General features: G+C 67.1%; 22 protein-coding genes. 11 read left to right on the top strand and 11 right to left on the bottom strand.

What is annotated here, in order from left to right; translation table 11 throughout:
- Window positions 1-45 precede the first annotated feature (45 nt).
- A complete protein-coding gene (locus tag ACQY72_RS09930; protein ID WP_428153321.1) occupies window positions 46-513 on the top strand; it encodes a universal stress protein in 468 nt (155 codons plus the stop codon).
- Window positions 514-523: 10 nt separating this feature from the next.
- Here ACQY72_RS09930 and ACQY72_RS09925 read toward each other — a convergent pair whose 3' ends face one another.
- Together ACQY72_RS09925 and timA are read right to left on the bottom strand one after the other, a co-directional pair.
- On the bottom strand, window positions 524-1,645 hold the full coding sequence (locus ACQY72_RS09925; protein ID WP_428153320.1) for an MltA domain-containing protein: 1,122 nt from the start codon (window positions 1,643-1,645) through the stop codon (window positions 524-526).
- Window positions 1,645-2,283, bottom strand: a complete 639-nt coding sequence (timA, locus tag ACQY72_RS09920) for a TIM44-related membrane protein TimA (RefSeq protein WP_428156696.1) — start codon at window positions 2,281-2,283, stop codon at window positions 1,645-1,647. The genes ACQY72_RS09925 and timA overlap by 1 nt, the downstream gene beginning before the upstream one ends.
- A gap of 199 nt (window positions 2,284-2,482) precedes the next feature.
- Here timA and secB point away from each other — a divergent pair, with 199 nt between their 5' ends.
- The 3 genes from secB to ACQY72_RS09905 all read left to right on the top strand — a co-directional run bounded on the left by secB (window position 2,483) and on the right by ACQY72_RS09905 (window position 4,903).
- Entirely contained in the window at window positions 2,483-2,995 is a 513-nt protein-coding gene (secB, locus tag ACQY72_RS09915; protein WP_428153318.1) for a protein-export chaperone SecB, read from the top strand.
- A gap of 65 nt (window positions 2,996-3,060) precedes the next feature.
- Window positions 3,061-3,981, top strand: coding sequence for a DMT family transporter (locus ACQY72_RS09910; RefSeq protein ID WP_428153316.1), 921 nt, complete (start codon window positions 3,061-3,063; stop codon window positions 3,979-3,981).
- Window positions 3,982-4,060: 79 nt separating this feature from the next.
- Entirely contained in the window at window positions 4,061-4,903 is an 843-nt protein-coding gene (locus ACQY72_RS09905) for a DUF3800 domain-containing protein (RefSeq protein WP_428153315.1), read from the top strand.
- Window positions 4,904-5,033: 130 nt separating this feature from the next.
- On the opposite strand, the gene dut is transcribed toward ACQY72_RS09905, so the two are convergent.
- Together dut and coaBC are read right to left on the bottom strand one after the other, a co-directional pair.
- On the bottom strand, window positions 5,034-5,492 hold the full coding sequence (gene dut / locus ACQY72_RS09900; protein WP_428153314.1) for a dUTP diphosphatase: 459 nt from the start codon (window positions 5,490-5,492) through the stop codon (window positions 5,034-5,036).
- Complete coding sequence (coaBC, locus tag ACQY72_RS09895; RefSeq protein ID WP_428153313.1) at window positions 5,489-6,718, bottom strand: bifunctional phosphopantothenoylcysteine decarboxylase/phosphopantothenate--cysteine ligase CoaBC; 1,230 nt, start codon at window positions 6,716-6,718, stop codon at window positions 5,489-5,491. Before coaBC ends, dut begins: the two co-directional genes overlap by 4 nt.
- A gap of 102 nt (window positions 6,719-6,820) precedes the next feature.
- Here coaBC and ACQY72_RS09890 point away from each other — a divergent pair, with 102 nt between their 5' ends.
- On the top strand, window positions 6,821-7,330 hold the full coding sequence (locus tag ACQY72_RS09890) for an S-type pyocin family protein (RefSeq protein WP_428153312.1): 510 nt from the start codon (window positions 6,821-6,823) through the stop codon (window positions 7,328-7,330).
- A 35-nt stretch (window positions 7,331-7,365) separates the two neighbouring features.
- Window positions 7,366-8,220: a haloacid dehalogenase-like hydrolase gene (locus ACQY72_RS09885; protein ID WP_428153311.1), complete on the top strand. Its 855-nt coding sequence runs from the start codon at window positions 7,366-7,368 to the stop codon at window positions 8,218-8,220.
- Here ACQY72_RS09885 and ACQY72_RS09880 read toward each other — a convergent pair.
- From ACQY72_RS09880 to ACQY72_RS09870, 3 genes are read right to left on the bottom strand one after another with little or no spacing between them, the layout of a single operon-like run.
- Complete coding sequence (locus ACQY72_RS09880; protein WP_428153310.1) at window positions 8,217-8,564, bottom strand: PilZ domain-containing protein; 348 nt, start codon at window positions 8,562-8,564, stop codon at window positions 8,217-8,219. The genes ACQY72_RS09885 and ACQY72_RS09880 overlap by 4 nt on opposite strands.
- Window positions 8,561-9,427 (bottom strand): kinase, encoded by an 867-nt coding sequence (locus ACQY72_RS09875; protein WP_428153309.1) that lies wholly within the window; start codon window positions 9,425-9,427, stop codon window positions 8,561-8,563. Before ACQY72_RS09875 ends, ACQY72_RS09880 begins: the two co-directional genes overlap by 4 nt.
- A gap of 1 nt (window position 9,428) precedes the next feature.
- The gene (locus tag ACQY72_RS09870) at window positions 9,429-9,749 is read right to left on the bottom strand and encodes a 2Fe-2S iron-sulfur cluster-binding protein (RefSeq protein WP_135194274.1); all 321 of its coding nucleotides are present in this window, start codon (window positions 9,747-9,749) and stop codon (window positions 9,429-9,431) included.
- Window positions 9,750-9,827: 78 nt separating this feature from the next.
- On the opposite strand from ACQY72_RS09870, the gene ACQY72_RS09865 reads away from it, so the two are divergent.
- Window positions 9,828-10,058 carry a hypothetical protein gene (locus ACQY72_RS09865; RefSeq protein WP_428153307.1) on the top strand — a complete coding sequence of 77 codons (231 nt, stop codon included), beginning with the start codon at window positions 9,828-9,830 and terminating at the stop codon, window positions 10,056-10,058.
- Window positions 10,055-10,432 carry a PIN domain-containing protein gene (locus tag ACQY72_RS09860; RefSeq protein ID WP_428153305.1) on the top strand — a complete coding sequence of 126 codons (378 nt, stop codon included), beginning with the start codon at window positions 10,055-10,057 and terminating at the stop codon, window positions 10,430-10,432. The genes ACQY72_RS09865 and ACQY72_RS09860 overlap by 4 nt, the downstream gene beginning before the upstream one ends.
- Before the next feature lie 45 nt (window positions 10,433-10,477).
- On the opposite strand, the gene ACQY72_RS09855 is transcribed toward ACQY72_RS09860, so the two are convergent.
- Genes ACQY72_RS09855 through sdhC form a run of 4 tightly spaced genes read right to left on the bottom strand, consistent with a single transcriptional unit; the run spans window position 10,478 to window position 13,931 of the window.
- On the bottom strand, window positions 10,478-11,272 hold the full coding sequence (locus tag ACQY72_RS09855; protein WP_159847198.1) for a succinate dehydrogenase iron-sulfur subunit: 795 nt from the start codon (window positions 11,270-11,272) through the stop codon (window positions 10,478-10,480).
- A 1-nt stretch (window position 11,273) separates the two neighbouring features.
- Complete coding sequence (gene sdhA, locus ACQY72_RS09850; RefSeq protein WP_428153303.1) at window positions 11,274-13,058, bottom strand: succinate dehydrogenase flavoprotein subunit; 1,785 nt, start codon at window positions 13,056-13,058, stop codon at window positions 11,274-11,276.
- Window positions 13,059-13,065: 7 nt separating this feature from the next.
- The gene (sdhD, locus tag ACQY72_RS09845) at window positions 13,066-13,470 is read right to left on the bottom strand and encodes a succinate dehydrogenase, hydrophobic membrane anchor protein (protein ID WP_428153302.1); all 405 of its coding nucleotides are present in this window, start codon (window positions 13,468-13,470) and stop codon (window positions 13,066-13,068) included.
- The gene (gene sdhC, locus ACQY72_RS09840; RefSeq protein WP_428153301.1) at window positions 13,467-13,931 is read right to left on the bottom strand and encodes a succinate dehydrogenase, cytochrome b556 subunit; all 465 of its coding nucleotides are present in this window, start codon (window positions 13,929-13,931) and stop codon (window positions 13,467-13,469) included. The genes sdhD and sdhC overlap by 4 nt, the downstream gene beginning before the upstream one ends.
- A gap of 207 nt (window positions 13,932-14,138) precedes the next feature.
- Here sdhC and ACQY72_RS09835 point away from each other — a divergent pair, with 207 nt between their 5' ends.
- From ACQY72_RS09835 to ACQY72_RS09825, 3 genes are all read left to right on the top strand, one after another.
- Window positions 14,139-14,732 carry a hypothetical protein gene (locus ACQY72_RS09835; protein WP_428153300.1) on the top strand — a complete coding sequence of 198 codons (594 nt, stop codon included), beginning with the start codon at window positions 14,139-14,141 and terminating at the stop codon, window positions 14,730-14,732.
- 37 nt (window positions 14,733-14,769) lie between these two features.
- A complete protein-coding gene (locus ACQY72_RS09830) occupies window positions 14,770-15,630 on the top strand; it encodes a pirin family protein (protein ID WP_428153298.1) in 861 nt (286 codons plus the stop codon).
- Between the two features lie 116 nt (window positions 15,631-15,746).
- Window positions 15,747-16,037 (top strand): hypothetical protein, encoded by a 291-nt coding sequence (locus ACQY72_RS09825; protein ID WP_428153297.1) that lies wholly within the window; start codon window positions 15,747-15,749, stop codon window positions 16,035-16,037.
- The last annotated feature ends 86 nt before the right edge of the window (window positions 16,038-16,123 follow it).

The following is a 16,123-nucleotide window of genomic DNA, read 5'->3' as shown; positions in this document are numbered from 1 at the left end:
CGTCTCACGGCCTCTTCGGCCCTTGATCAGGCTGGGGAGGCCGCCATGCCGAGAAAATTCCTCGTCGTCGTCGACGACAGTCCCGAGTTCGAGGCCGCCCTGCGCTTCGCCTCGCGCCGGGCGAAATCGACGGGCGGGCGCGTGGTCATGCTGCGCGTCCTGCCCACCGACAGCGACGCCCATTGGTCCGGCGTGCGCGAGGAGATCGAGCGCCAGCAGCGCGAAGAGGCGGAAATCCTGCTGAACCGGCTGGGCGAAGACGCCATGGCCCGTTCCGGCGCCGCCCCGGTCTTCCTGATCGAACGGGGCGAGGCCCAGGCCGCGATCAAGAAGGTCGTCGCCGCCGACCCCGACATCAAGATTCTGGTCCTGGCCGCCGGAACCGGCTCGCGCGGCCCCGGCCCCCTGGTCTCGGCCATCATCAAACAGGGCGCCCAGATCGGCGGTCGCAAGCTTCCCGTCACCATCGTCCCCGGCGAACTGACCGAGGACGAGATCGAGGACCTGGCCTGAGGGGAGGGGCCTAACCCCTCGGGACAAGGCGCCACATCCTTAAAGGATGGCGCACGGTCCCGGCCTCGGCCCCGGCCGCGTCGCCGCGTCCCATATAGAGGTCGGCCCGCACAGGTCCGCGAATGGCCGATCCGGTGTCCAGCGCCATGGCCAGGCCGCGATAGCTGGCCGTGGCGCCGCGCAGGTTCCCCCCGTCGGCCTCCAGCCAGACCAGCTCGCCATAGCGCCAGTGCGCTGGATCGACCGCGATGGCACGCCGCTCGGTCAGGGGTATCCCCGCTGCGCCCGCCGGATGGCCGTCGTCGTCCCCGTCCAGCCGGAAGAAGATGTAGCGCGGGTTCAGCGCCATGACAGCCTGGGCTTCATAGCCCCGATGGGTCGCCAGCCAGCCCCGGATGGCGTCGCCCGAGGTGCCGTTCTGGGGCAGCAGCCCCTGCTGCGCCATCGGCCGGGCGATGCCGACGAACGGCTTGCCGTTGTCGCCGGCGTAGGCGGCCCGGCCGCGCGTCCCGTCCTCGAACGTCAGATAGCCCGAGCCCTGGATCTGCAGGAAGAACAGGTCCTCGGCCCGCATCCAGGCCAGGGCCTGATCCGGTCGGGCGGCGGATTCGATATAGGCCCGGTCGCCGGCGCCGCGCGGATTGGCGGGCTTGGGCAGGACAGGGGCCGAGAACTCGGCGTCCGGCCGGCGTCGCGCCGGATATTCTGGCGCGAAATAGGAGGTCAGCAGGCCCGGCTTGCCGTCCGCCGTTGCCGCCGGAACCGCGCTGAAACTGGCCTCGAAGAAGGCGCGGGCGTCCGATGGAGTGACGGTGGTCGTCGTCGCCATGGCCTTGGCCCGTCCGCAGACGGCGCGAGCGGCCGTATCGCGCGCAGCGCCGCAGCCGTCGAGATAGGCGCGGAAGGCCGCCAGGTGATCCTCAGCGCTCCATCCCGGCAAAACGGCGGGACTAAGCGCATTGGACGGCGTGGGCTGCGGGACGCCGGGCGTCGGTGACGGCGTATAGGGAACAGGCCCCGTCTGTGGGCCCACAGGCGCGACCGGCGTCATGGGGCCGGTCGAGCAGGCTGCGACGGCCAGCACGCTCGCCAGCGTCAGCGGCCAGGCTCCGACCTGCCGCACGACAGACATCAGGCGTTGGCCGGCTCGACGCGGGCCAGGACCCAGTTGGGATCGGCCGCGCCCAGGGTGCGTTCGAACGTCCAGTGTTCGGCGGTGCGGCGCTCCTCGATCACCGGCTCGCCGGTTTCGGCGTCGGCGGGCTCGCCCGAGACCTTGGTCACGCGGCTGCGCAACTCGCCCAGGAAACGAACCTTGGCCACGGCCCGGTCGCCCTCGGCGACGGCGCCTTCCAGATCGGCGCGGGGCGGGAACAGGAACTCGACCGCCTCGGTCTCGCCGCGCGTCTCGCGCGCCGCGATGCCGGCCTCGAACGAGGCCATGACATTGGGCTTCAGCAGCGGCTGCAGCGCCGCCCGGTCGCCGGCGGCGTATCCGCGAACGATGGTCTCATAGGCCTGACGGGCGCCGTCCAGGAACCGCGCGGGGTCAAAGGCCGGATCGCGCGCCTTCAGCGTGGCGATGGAAGCCAGGGTGACGGGGTCGATCGCCGGGATCTTGGCGGTCTCGGCCGGCGCCGGGCCAGGCAGGACGGCCTTGGCGTCTTCCTGCGGCTGGCGGCCCACCCGCTTGCCCAGGACGTTATAGAGCTGGAACAGCACGAAGGCCGCGATGAAGGCGAAGACGACGACCTGGAACTGGACAGGTATGTTCAAGGGGAGATTCCTGTAGCGAACGACGGGCGCGTCAAACGTGTGTCTGGCGTGATTACGGTGTCATATAGGGTGAGGCAAGGCGAAGCGCGCCCCCCAATCGCGCGCGCGACGTTGCGGCCAAGCGTCCCGGCATGGTAGTCGCGGCGCCTCATTGTGGCCTCATCGGCCTCCAATCGCGCCAAAGACCGTTCACATGACCGACGCCGCTCCTCCCGCCGAACAGCCCCAGCAAGGCGACGCCCAACAGGGCCAGCCCGCCGGCCCCGGCTTCCGCATCCTGGCCCAGTATGTCCGCGACTTCTCGTTCGAGAACCCGCGCGCCCCGGAATCCCTGCGCATCGACGGCAAGCCGGCCATCGACCTGGGCGTCGAAATGGCCGCCCAAGGCCGCCCGGACGGTCTGTTCGAACTGGACCTGAAGCTGTCGATCAAGGCGACCCACGAGAACCAGCCCGTCTTCCACGTCGAACTGGTCTATGGCGGCCTGTTCCAGCTGGCCAATGTCAGCGAGCAGGACATCGAGCCGCTGCTGCTGATCGAATGCCCGCGCTATCTGTTCCCGTTCGCTCGCGAGATCATCTCGGGCGCCACGGCCGACGGCGGCTTCTATCCTCCGTTCCAGCTCGACCCCATCGACTTCGCCGCCATCTACATCGCCCGCCAGCAGCAGATCGCCCAACAGCCGGTCGAAACCGGCCAGGCGTAAGCCGTACGACGGCCGGGCGCCTCGGGCGTTCCGGCCGCATCGAAAGGCGCGGATAGAGAGTGAAGGTGACGACCAAGTCAGGCGAGGATGTCGCTCGCGGCATCGCCCTGCGCATCGCGGCGGCGGGTTGTTTCTCCGTCATGGCGGCGGTGCTGAAACTGGCGTCGCTGGACGGCGTCGTCGCGCCCGAGATGCTGTTCTACCGCGCCTTCTTCGGTCTGCCGGTTGTGCTGGCCTGGGTGGTGACCCAGCCGGGTGGTCTGGCGGGCCTGACCACGCGCCGCCCCCTGGCCCATGTCGGCCGCAGCGCCCTGGGCATCGTCTCCATCCTGTGCGTCTTCCAGACCCTGACGCTACTGCCGCTGGCCGACGCGACGACCCTCAGCTTCACCGCCCCCATCTTCGCCACCCTGCTGTCCTTCCTGATCCTGAAGGAGGCCGTCGGCCCGCGCCGCTGGGCCGCCGTCGCCGTGGGCTTCGTCGGCGTGCTCATCGTCATGCGGCCGGGTGCGGCGGACCATGCCGTGCCGGTCGAGGGGATCGCCTTCGGCCTGGTCGCGGCCCTGCTGACTGCCGGCGTAACCATCACCCTGCGCCAGTTGCGTGACACCGAGCATGTCGCCGCCATCGTCTTCTGGTTCTTCGTCGGCTCGTCGATCGTGGGGGCGATCCTGCTGCCCTTCGTCGGCCATTGGCATTCGCCCCTGACCTTCGCCCTTTTGATCGGATCGGGGATCGCCGGCGGCCTGGCCCAGCTGTTCATGACCGCCTCGCTGCAAAAAGCCCCGGTCGCCGTGGTCGCGCCCTTCGACTATCTTCAGATCGTCGGCGCCATCGTCTTCGGCTGGTGGCTGATGTCCACGACCCCGACCCTCAGCACCCTGGCCGGCGCCGCCCTGATCGCCTCCAGCGGCCTCTACACCGCCTGGCGCGAACACGTCCGCCGCAAGGCCGCCCTGATCCAGCCGACCGCGCCGCCAGTTTAGGATGGCTTTCGCCGTGGAGTAGCGAAAATCTCACGTTCACGGATATATGGCTCAGGCGCAATCCAACCCAAGCCCAATCATGAACGCATCCGCACCGGCCGACGCCGACCAACTTCCTCTTTTCGCCGGCGTCGAGAACCTCGGCGGCGAGGCTGCGGCAGAGAAGCCCAGGTTCAGCGACTACATCGTCTATGTCGATGAAAGCGGCGATCACAGCATGGTCGCCATAGACGACGCCTATCCCGTGTTCGTGCTGTCGCTCTGCATATTCCAGAAGGCCTATTATGCGCGTGCTGTCGTTCCATCGCTTGAAGCGTTCAAATTCTCGCAGTTCGGCCACGACATCGTCATTCTCCACGAGAGAGACATCCGCAAAGAAGTCGGCCGGTTCCGGTTTTCGAACGCTGCCGGAAAGAACCGTTTCATCGGCGCCCTGTCTCGGATCATCGAGGCCAGCAAATTCGTGCTCGTTGCGTGCGTCATCGACAAACGCCGCATGGTCGATACCGGCCAGACGGCAAGCAACCCGTATCATGTCGCGCTAAAATTCTGCCTGGAACAGCTACGTGATTTTCTGAGCGAGAAGGAGCAGCTCGACGGGACGACGCACGTCGTGGTCGAGTGTCGGGGAAAGAAGGAAGACGCCGAGCTTGAGCTGGAGTTCAGGCGGATTTGCGATGGCGCCAACAGGTTTGCGGCGCCTTTGCCGTTCTCTGTCGTATTTGCGGACAAGAAGGCCAACTCTTCCGGTCTTCAACTGGCGGATCTGGTGGCGAGACCTATAGGTCTCAGCGTCGTTCGCCGTGGTCAGACCAATCGGGCCTTCGACCTTCTGAAGAAGAAATTCTTCTGTCGAGGCGGCAGGGCCAATGTTGGAAAAAACTACGAGGGCGTGGGGTATCTGATCTACCCGGAGGCCTGAAAAGCGAAAGGCCCCGGTGAACCCACCGAGGCCATGACGCCGACCGGGAACCCCCAATCCACTTGACTCTACGTATAACTCATGAATTGAAAAATTGCAACGGGAGATTTAGTGAGTCCGCCGGACTCGCCTACCGCCCCGTCGACCCGAACCCGCCCGTTCCGCGCGCGGTCTCATCCAGCGTCTCGACCTCGACCCAGTCGGCGCGTTCGTGTTTGGCGATCACCAGCTGGGCGATCCGTTCGCCGCGGCGGATGACGAAGGGTTCGGCGCCGATGTTGGCCAGGATCACCCCGCACTCGCCGCGATAGTCGCTGTCGATCGTGCCCGGCGCATTGGGGCAGATGATCCCATGCTTCAACGCCAGACCCGAGCGCGCCCGCACCTGGGCCTCATAGCCCAGCGGCAGGGCGATCTTCAGCCCCGTGGGCGCCAGGACGCGCTGGCCCGGTTCCAGAGTAATCGGCTGGTCCTCAGGTACGGCCGCGCGCAGGTCCATGCCCGCCGACCCGGCCGTTTCATAGGCCGGCAGGGGCAGGCCCTCGGCATGCGGCAGGCGCAGGATCTGGACGGCGACGGGATCGGTCATTCGGGGCTCTTGAAATGGTCGGCGATACGGGCGGCGACGGCCCGGGCGATGGCGGTCTTAGACTGGCGCGGCCAGGTCTCTGTCCGGTCGGCCGTGACCAGCAGCACGGCGTTGCCGTCCGAGCCGAAGACGTCGTCGGACACGTCGTTGCCGATGATCCAGTCGCAGCCCTTGCGCGACAGCTTGGTGCGGGCGTTGGCCTCCAGATCCGTGGTCTCGGCGGCGAAGCCGATCACCAGCCCCGGCCGATTCGGTCCCGGCGCGGCGACGCCCGCCAGGATGTCGGGGTTCTCGATCAGGGCCAGTGTCGGCGGGCCGCCCGGCCCCTTCTTGATCTTGCCCCCGGCGATGGTGTCCACGCGCCAGTCGGCGACGGCGGCCGACAGCACGGCGATGTCGGCGGGCAGGGCCGCCCGCGTCGCCGCCTGCATCTCCAGCGCGCTCTCCACGTCGATCCGCGTTACGCCCGTGGGCGCGCCCAGCGCCGTCGGGCCGGACACCAGCGTCACCTCGGCGCCCAGCTCGGCCAGGGCGGCGGCGATGGCGTAGCCCTGTTTGCCGCTGGAGCGATTGGTCAGGCCCCGCACCGGGTCGATGGGCTCAAAGGTTGGCCCGGCGGTGACGACCGCGCGCTTGCCTGCCAGAGGCCGCCCGTCAGCGCCGGCTAGCAGGCCCTCGATGGCCTCCAGGATCGCCGCCGGTTCCGCCATTCGGCCGAAGCCATATTCGCCACAGGCCATCTCGCCCTCGTCCGGTCCGACCACCGCCACGCCGTGGAAGCCGGGAAAGGCCTTCAGCCGTTCCATATTGGCCTGCACCGCCGGATGCTCCCACATCCGCACGTTCATCGCCGGCGCCAGCAGCACCCGCTTGTCCGTGGCGATCAGGGTCGTGGAGGCCAAATCGTCGGCCAAGCCATTCGCCGCCTTGGCGATCAGGCCCGCCGTCGCCGGCGCCACGACCACCAGATCGGCCCAGCGCGACAGCTCGATATGACCCATGCTGGTCTCGTCGTCGGGATGGAACAGGCCCGAGCGCACCGGATGGCCGCTCAGCGCCGCCAGCGACAGGGGCGTCACGAACTCGGCCCCGGATTCGGTCAGGATCACCCGTGTCTGTCCGCCCGCCTTGGCGATCAGACGCACCAGCTCCAGCGCCTTGTAGGCCGCGATGCCGCCGCCGACGATCAGCAGGATCTTGCGGTTCGAAAGGGAGCGATTGTCCATGTCCTTCGTCTAGCCGCCTGGCATGACGCCGTCGAGACGAGAACATTGCACGAACAATAAAGTTGTGCTTTCGTCGCGCTCAGCGGGTATCTGGAGGGAAGAATGAGAACGCTGACGAGGGGAGGGGCCGCGCTGGCCCTGTGCGGTCTGCTGGGGCTGAGCGCCTGCGACAACAGTTCGGCGGTGGAGACGCGGGACCGGACGGCGGAAGCCGCTCCAGCTGCGGGTTTTGTGTCTGAAACGGTCGAAACCACCACGACGCAGGAAATCAAGCCGGGTCTGACGGTTACCCGAACAGAGACGATGGATGCCAAGACGGCGCGTCTTTTTCAGCGCAACGGCGCCGACTTCGACGCCCGGTCGCCTCAAGACTATATTGAGAAGGTGAAGGCCTTCACCTCCAGCCCGCCCAGCGACGCCGAGACGGTGAAACGGCCGAACGGCGACACCCTGATCTATCAGGCCTCGACCAACACCTTCGCCGTCGTGGCCCGCAACGGGGCGCCGCGCACCATGTTCAAGCCGACGACGGGCGCGGACTATTGGGCCGAGCAGAAGGCCGCCGCCCCCACCTTCGGCCAGCGTCGCCAATCGACGGGCGCGGCGGGCTGATATAGAGGGCGGGTTCCACCAAGGATCTCGCCCTCATGTCCGAACCCAAGACCCCGCTGCTGAAGACCGCCCTGATCTATGATTTCGACGGCACCCTGGCGCGCGGCAATATGCAGGAGGTGTCGTTCATCCCCTCGGTGGGCATGGGCATCGGCGCCTTCTGGGAGGAGGCCGAGCGCCTGACCAAGGACGCCGACGGCGACGGCATCCTGATGTACATGCAGCTGATGCTGCATCACGCGCGCCAGAACGGCGCTCCGGTGACGCGCGAGACCCTGCGCCAGCACGGCGAGGCCGTCGCCCTGTTCGAGGGACTGAAGGATCTCAGCTGGTTCGACCGCATGAACGCCTTCGGCGCCAGATACGGGCTGGAGATCGAGCACTACATCATCTCGGCCGGGCTGGAGGAGATGATCGACGGCACGCCGATCCGCCCCGCCCTGAACCACGTCTTCGCCTCCCACTACGTCTATGACGAAAAGGGCGAGGCAGCCTGGCCGGCCGTGGGCGTCAACTACACCACCAAGACCCAGTATCTGTTCCGCATCAACAAGGGGGTGAAGAACCACTGGGAGCACGAGCGGATCAACCACTTCATCCCTGACGACGAGCGCGCCGTGCCCTTTGATCGGATGATCTTCATCGGCGACGGCGACACCGACGTGCCGACCATGAAGATGATGCACACCAAGGGCGGCTTCTCCATCGCCGTCTATGATCCGCGCTCGAACGAGAAGGATCAGAAGAAGGTATATTCCCTGATCTCGGAGGACCGGGTCAACTTCGTCGCCGCCGCCGACTACCGCGAGGGTTCGGCGCTGGATCTGATCGTCAAGGGTCTGGTGGGGCGGATCGCCATCAACGCCGGCTCCATGCCCGCCGGGCTCTAGCGGCCCCCGGCCCTCAGCCAGGCTTCGCGTGCGCCAACCAGCCGGGCGGGCGCCAGGCCGCGCAGGGATTTGGCCCCGGTCTGTCTCAGCCCCGCTTCGTTCGTCCTCTGCCACACGACGGTCGCAGGATAGGCCACGGCTTGCGCGACATCGACCACCACCACCTCGCGCGGCAGGGCGGCGCCGCGGTCCAGCCGCACCTTCATGCCACCGTCCGACAGATCGACGATCAGACACGCCGTCTCCACCCCGGGCGCACAGACGACGCCGCGCGCATTGGCCGGCCGACGCGCCATCGACCGTCTGTCGTCCGTGATGGCGGGTTTGGATCCAAACAGGCTCATGGGGCGATAACGCGCGAGGCCGGCTCCGGCGCCACGCCCCCTGTCGCCGCGAGGAAATTCGCGCCCTCCAGGCCCACGATCCGGCGATCCCGGTCCAGATCGACGATCAGGTCGGCGGCGACGCCGCCATCGATCATATGCCGGGTCAGTCGCTCATAGTGCTGGATGAAGACCGCCAGGGCCGCAAGCCGCTCAGGCGGCACGGCGTCGCGCTTCATCAGCCCCGCCTCCTGCTCGCAGCGCCAGTCCAGCACGACATCGAACGACGGCGCCTTCAGGAAGATCAGGGCGTCGAGCCGCGCGTGCAGCGGCCCATAGTCCCGCGCCAGGGCCGCGTTGATCGCGCCCCGCCACAGGCCGTCGGCATCCTGCTTGGCTTCCAGCCCATTGATCAGCGTGACCAGGGCCGGCTCCGCCTGCGCCGTCGCACCCAGGCACCATCCCTCCAGCACGATCACCCTCGGTCGCCCCCTCACGACCGGCCAGTCCGCCTCGGGCGCCCGGTCGTCGGCCAGCTTGTCGAAGCGTGGCAAGGGCGTCAGATCGCCCGGACCCGCACTCGAAAGCCGGTCCAGAAGTCGATGCAGCAAACCCAGGTCATGCGTCCCCGGCGGCCCGCGCGTGGCGAACAGCGGATGCACCCGCCCCGCCAGATCGGCCCGTTCCGCCTTGGTCAGATAGACGTCGTCCAGCGACAGGGCCGCCCCGCCGAACCGCTCGGCCACGTCCTGCGCCAAGGTGGATTTTCCAGACCCTTGCGACCCTGAGATCCCCAGGATCGGCGGCGGTTCGGCCGGTTCGGCCTCCCCGATCCAATGGTCGATCCAGCGGCCGATCCTCTCGATCAGCCCCGGATCGCCCATTTCAGTGCTGGTTCTGCGGCAACCGCACGACCAAGCCGCTCAGCGCGTCCGAAACGCGGATCTGGCACGACAGGCGGCTGTTCGGCTCGACCTCTTCGGCGAAGTCCAGCATCGACTCCTCCATGGCGCTGGGCTTGCCCGTCGCTTCGCGCCAGGCCTCGTCGACATAGACATGGCAGGTGGCGCAGGCGCAGGCCCCGCCGCAATCCGCGTCGATCCCCGGCACATTGTTGCGGATCGCGCCTTCCATGACGCTCAGCCCCGGCTTCACGTCGACGACGTGCTCGGTTCCGTCATGCTCGATATAGGTGATGCTGGCCATGGCCCGCTCATATCAAGCCATGCCGCCCGCGCAAGGCCGTAAGTTGGCGCCAGCATCAGTATATGGCATTATCGACCCATGAACGACATGCGCAAGATCACCGCCATCCTGCCCGCCCGCCTCCTGGCGGCGGCTCAGGATGCGACGGGCCAGGGCGTGACGGAAACCCTGCGCCGGGCGCTCGAAACCCTGGCGCATTCGGACTGGAGCCGTCGCATGCTGGCCCTGGAGGGCCGCGCGCCGCTGGACGTCGATCTTGACGACCTGCGCCAGGATCGGCCGCTGGACGGATCGGATCGCACGGCTTGATCGCCGCCGACACCAGCGCGGTCCTGCATTTTCTGCACGGCTTCGATGGCCCCGCACGACCGGCGGTTCGCCGCGCCCTTCGTGACGAAAAGCTGGTGCTGCCGCCTTTGGTCCTGACGGAATTGCTGTCCGCCCCCTCGCCGGAAAGCGATCTCGACGCCCTGCTGGGCGCGGCGCCGCTCGTGCCGGTCATCGATGGCTATTGGGAAAGGGCGGCGCTCAATCGCCGCGCCCTCGCGATGCGCGGCCTCAAGGCGCGGCTGGCCGACGCCCTGATCGCCCAGTCCTGCATCGATGCGGGGATACCCTTGATCTCCGGCGATTCCGATTTTCGTCATTTCGCCGCCCACTGCGGCCTCAAGCTGGCCCAGTAGCGGACGACAAAAACCCCCGAAGCGTCGCTCCGGGGGGGTCTAAAATCAGGCTGCCTTCTTGCGGCTCGGCGCGACCATCAGCTTCTTGGTCTCGGCGATGGCCTTGGCCGGGTTCAGGCCCTTGGGGCAGACCTGGGCGCAGTTCATGATCGTGTGGCAGCGATACAGTTTGAACGGGTCTTCCAGATCGTCCAGGCGCTTGTCCGTGGCGTCGTCGCGGCTGTCGGAAATCCAGCGATAGGATTGCAGCAGCGCCGCCGGGCCGAGGTATTCTTCCTGGTTCCACCAGTAGCTGGGGCAGGAGGTGGAGCAGCAGGCGCACAGGATGCACTCGTACAGGCCGTCCAGCTTCTCGCGCTCGGCCGGGGTCTGCAGCCGTTCCTTCTCCGGGTCCGGCTCGTCCGACTGGAGGTAGGGCTGGATCGAGTCGTACTGGGCGTAGAACAGGCTCAGGTCCGTCACCAGGTCCTTGACCACCGGCTGGTGGGGCAGGGGGGCGATGGTGATGTTGTGCGAGTTGCACTCGTCCCAGCCCTTGGTGCAGGCCAGGGCGTTGCGCCCGTCCACGTTCATCGAGCACGAACCGCAGATGCCCTCGCGGCACGAGCGCCGGAACGACAGGGTCGGATCGATGGTGTTCTTGATGTGGATCAGGGCGTCCAGCAGCATCGGGCCGTGGTCGCCGGTCGGCACCTCATAGGTGTCCCAGCGCGGGTCCGCATCGACCTCGGGGTCATAGCGATAGACCTTGTAGGTCTTGACGTCCTTGGAACCCGGCGCGGCCTTGTGGACCTTGCCCGTCGTCGGCTTGGAGCCTCTGGGGAGAGTGAGCTGGACCATCTTAGTAAACCCGCGCCTTCGGTTCGATATACGCGATGTCGTCGGACATGGTGTAGTTGTGGACCGGACGATAATCGATCTGGACCTGCTCGCCCGGACGCTTCCACGCCAGGGTGTGCTTCATCCAATTGACGTCGTCGCGATCGGGATAGTCTTCGCGGGCGTGCGCGCCGCGCGATTCCGTGCGATTCAGGCCGCCCTCGATCGTCACCATCGCCTGGGCGATCAGGTTGTCGTACTCCAGCGTCTCCATCAGGTCCGTGTTCCAGATCAGGCCGCGATCGGTGGTCTTGATGTCGGCGCCGGCCGCCTCGATGGCGCGCAGCTTGTCGGTGCCCTGTTGCAGGGTCTCGCCGGTGCGGAACACCGCCGCGTCGGCCTGCATGGCCTTCTGCATCGACAGGCGCAGCTCGGCGGTCGGGGTCGAGCCGTCGGCGTAGCGGAAGTGGTCCAGGCGGGCCAGGTGTTCGTCGGTCTGGGTCTTGGAGGCCGACGGCACGGCCGAGGCCTTGTCCACCACCTCGCCGCAGCGCAGGCCGACGGCGCGGCCGAACACTACCAGGTCGGTCAGGGAGTTGGAGCCCAGGCGGTTGGCGCCATGCACCGAGACGCAGGCCGCCTCGCCCACAGCCATCAGGCCGGGCACCACGCTGTCGGGATTGCCGTCGCGCAGCGTCAACACCTCGCCGTGATAGTTCGTGGGGATGCCGCCCATGTTGTAGTGCACGGTCGGCAGGACCGGGATCGGCTCCTTGGTCACGTCCACGCCGGCGAAGATCTTGGCGCTTTCGGAAATGCCCGGCAGGCGCTGGTGCAGGATCTTGGGATCCAGGTGGTCCAGGTGCAGGAAGATGTGGTCCTTGTTCGGACCCACGCCGCGCCCTTCACGGATCTCGATGGTCATGGAGCGCGAAACCATGTCGCGTGGCGCCAGGTCCTTCACGGTCGGCGCATAACGCTCCATGAAGCGCTCGCCTTCCGAGTTGGTCAGATAGCCGCCCTCGCCGCGCGCGCCCTCGGTGATCAGGCAGCCGGCGCCATAGATGCCGGTCGGGTGGAACTGGACGAACTCCATGTCCTGCAGCGGCAGGCCGGCGCGCAGCACCATGGCGTTGCCGTCGCCGGTGCACGTGTGGGCGCTGGTGGCCGAGAAGTAGGCGCGGCCGTAGCCGCCGGTGGCCAGAACCACCATCTTGGCGCGGAACTGGTGCAGTTGGCCGTTGTCGAGCTGAAGCGCCGTCACGCCGGTGCAGACGCCGTCCTGCATGATCAGGTCGAGCGCGAAATATTCGACGAAGAACTTCACTTCGCGACGCACCGACTGGCCGTACAGGGTGTGCAGGATGGCATGGCCGGTCCGGTCGGCGGCGGCGCAGGTGCGCTGCACCGGGCCTTCGCCGAAGTTGCGGGTCATGCCGCCAAAGGCGCGCTGATAGATCTTGCCTTCCTCGGTGCGGCTGAAAGGAACGCCCCAGTGTTCCAGCTCATAGACGGCCTTGGGCGCGTTACGGACCAGATATTCGATCGAGTCCTGGTCGCCCAGCCAGTCCGACCCCTTGACGGTGTCGTACATGTGCCACTGCCAGCTGTCCTCGCCCATATTGCCCAGCGAGGCGGAGATGCCGCCCTGAGCGGCCACGGTGTGGGAGCGGGTCGGGAAGACCTTGGTCACGCAGGCGACCTTCAGGCCCTGCTGGGCGGCGCCGAGTGCGGCGCGAAGGCCCGAGCCCCCGGCGCCGACGACGACGACGTCGTATTCGTGATCGATCAGTTCGTAAGCGGCCATCAGCTAATCAGGCTCCGAAACCAGCGGGCAGCGGCGCCGAACCCAGCGCCAGCCGCACGATGAAGAAGACGCTGGCGGCGGCCAGCACGAGGAAGACCACGTTCAGCAGCACGACCAGCAGGCCGCGCGTGCCGACGCTGGGCACATAGTCTTCCAGGATGACTTTCCAGGCGACGCTGACATAGGCGAAGAAGACCACCACCGTGAGGGCCAGCAGGCCCGCGTTGAGCGGACTGGCGAACCAGGCCATGACGCCGTCATAGCCGGCGCCGGCCAGGGTGAAGCCGGTCGAGGCGACCCACAGGCCCAGCGGGATCAGGGCGACCAGCAGAACCCGCTCGATCAGCCATTCGCCGGCGCCGTGGCGCTCGGAAACCTTGACGTTGTTCTTGAACTTGGCGGCGCCGCTCACAGCGAGACCCTCCCGACGGCGAATAGGACGACCCAGAACAGCACGGCCAGCGGGATAGGCGCCCAGACGGCGATATTGGACAGCAGCGTCGCCGACTTCACCGTCAGGCCGTTGCCGGTGTCGTTATAGGTGTGACGCGCGCCGTTCAGGATGAAGGAGAACAGCACCACCGTCAGGCCGAAGCCCACGAACAGACCCAGCGGCGAGCCCGCGACGGCCAGCGCCGTGTCATAGGCGTCCGGCCCGAAGGCCAGGGCGCCCAGCCAGGCGATGAAGAACAGGACGCCGACGGTTGAGGCGATGATGGTGGCCCGGAACAGGATCGAGGCCGTCATGGTGACGTGCCAGCGCCAGATGCTCATGTGCGGCGAAAGCGGCGCGATGTGACCGTTCGGTTGGGTGACGAAGCGACCGGTCCGGTCGCTAGAGGCGCCACCCGGCGTCGGGCTGGGCTGGGTCATGCGAATGGTTCTCAAAAGCGAATGAATTCAATCGCCGTGTGCGGTTGCGAAGGCTTTTGTGACCCTGGGGGGCCGGTGTCAACGCACAGCGGCGAACATCTACGCATTGCCGCTCTTACGCAGGTTCCATCACGGCGGATCACGTTTGCGTTCGCAGGTCGATCGACGGCTAGCCGATGCGGGCCGGCATTTGGCACGGTGGGCCTCATGATCCTGTTCGCCCTGATCGCCGCCGTCGCCTTGGAGCCCGCCATCCAGACCACGGGTCTGCTGGACGCCACGCCCGAGACGTACCAGGCGCCGGCCGTCCGCCCGTTCGAACCGCCCTCCGACTTCGGCCGCGAAGAAGCCCAGGGCGACGCAGCGACGGATCGGCATCGGCGCCCCCTGACCGCCTCCGTCGAAGTGAACGCCTATGTCGGCGACTATGAGGTCAGCCCCACCGACGCAGAGATCGCCTATGACCAGGGCGTGGCCCAGGCCCAGATCGACGCGGACGCCCGCAGCGGTCCTCTGGACGGCCGCTGGCGCGTGACGAGTTCCGATGGAAAACCCCTGCTGTCCCTGGCCCTGACCGACCTCGGCGGGGGTCGGATGATCGAAGGCGCCTGGCGCCGGCTGGACCTCCCGGCCGGAACCGAACAGGGTGGACCAGCCGGTCCCGCCTCCAGGGCGGGCGACGTCGCGGTGATCCCCCTGGCCGGCGGCGAACTGCACCTGCGACCCGCCGCCAAGGGCTGGACCGGCGAACTGATCCAGAACGGCCGCGCCCGTCCCGTCACGGCGACCCGACCAGGCTGATCTCGCCACCGTTGATCCGCCACCCTATATGTAGCGAATGACCCAGCCTCGTTCCGTCCTTCGCCTGCATCCCGCCCACCGCGACGACATCGGCGATCTGACCACCCGTCGTCCCGTGCCCGGTCCGGGCCTGGACCAGGTCGATCCCTTCCTGTTCCTGAACCACCACGGACCGCAGACCTATGGGCCGGGCAACGCCGGCCTGCCGTTCGGTCCCCACCCGCACCGGGGGTTCGAGACCGTCACCTTCATCCTCGACGGCGAACTGGCTCATAACGATTCCGGCGGCGGCGAGAGCATCATCAAGGCGGGCGGCATCCAGTGGATGACCGCCGGCTCGGGCCTGATCCACGCCGAACTGTCGCCCGCCGCCTTCAAGCGCGACGGCGGGCCGATGGAGATCCTGCAGCTGTGGGTGAACCTGCCCTCGCGGCTGAAGATGACCAAGCCCGACTATGTCGGCCTGCAGAAATCCGACATCCCCACCTTCACCACCGAGGCCGGCGTCACGGTCGAGCCGGTCTCCGGCGAATGGCTGGGCGTCGCGGCGCCCATCCAGTCCCTGATCGACATCCATCTGGCCGTGGTGCGCCTGCCCGCCGGCGCGGTGTTCGAGACGCCTGTCGCTTCGGGCCGCAACGTCTTCCTCTATGTCGTAAAGGGCGAGGTCTTCGTCGCCGGAACCGCCGTGCCGCAATGGAATCTCGCCACCCTGTCCGACGGCGACGCGTTCCAGATCACTGCGACGACCGACGCCGTCGTCCTGCTGGGCCACGCCGATCCCATCGGCGAGCCGGTCTTCAGCCACGGCCCCTTCGTCATGAGCACCCGCGAAGAAATCATCCAGGCTATCCAGGACTACCAGTCCGGCAAGTTCGGCCCGCCGCCGAGGGTGTAAGCGCCTTTCTGTTCTGTAGATCGCGGTCGCGGGTGCAGATGGCAGACATGCCGGTGGGCTTTGGTGGGCGGTAAGCAGACGTTGACCGCTCCACCAAGCCCTGCTCACTTCTGCTCATGAATGACACGCTTGTCGGCTGGCCTATCGACCTGATCCAGGTGTTTGCCGCGCTTGGACGCGCCATGGGCGACCAGCAACTTCGGCCCGAGACGCTCAATACGCTGCCCGACTGGAATGGCGCGATTATAGAAGACCACATGGTCAAGATCACCCACATCTCTGGGCGTGACATCGGTCAGAAGCGCGGTCGTTATATTATCGAGATACAAGGCGTTCGTTGGCTCGATGGTGGCAGGTGGACCTTTGCTTCTGGCGAGTTGGAGACTTTGTCTCGCGCTGCATGTTAGTTGCACAGTGATCCCCCGCAGCGGGTCGCCGCAGCGTCAGAAAGCCAGTTTCTTAGGACGGTCTCTCCCTGACTCCCAGCCCGACC

This window comes from Brevundimonas sp. (assembly GCF_965279155.1).
In the GTDB taxonomy this organism is placed as follows: domain Bacteria; phylum Pseudomonadota; class Alphaproteobacteria; order Caulobacterales; family Caulobacteraceae; genus Brevundimonas.
Note: the sequence above shows the minus strand (reverse complement) of the source record. Positions and strands in the feature narration are given on the sequence as shown.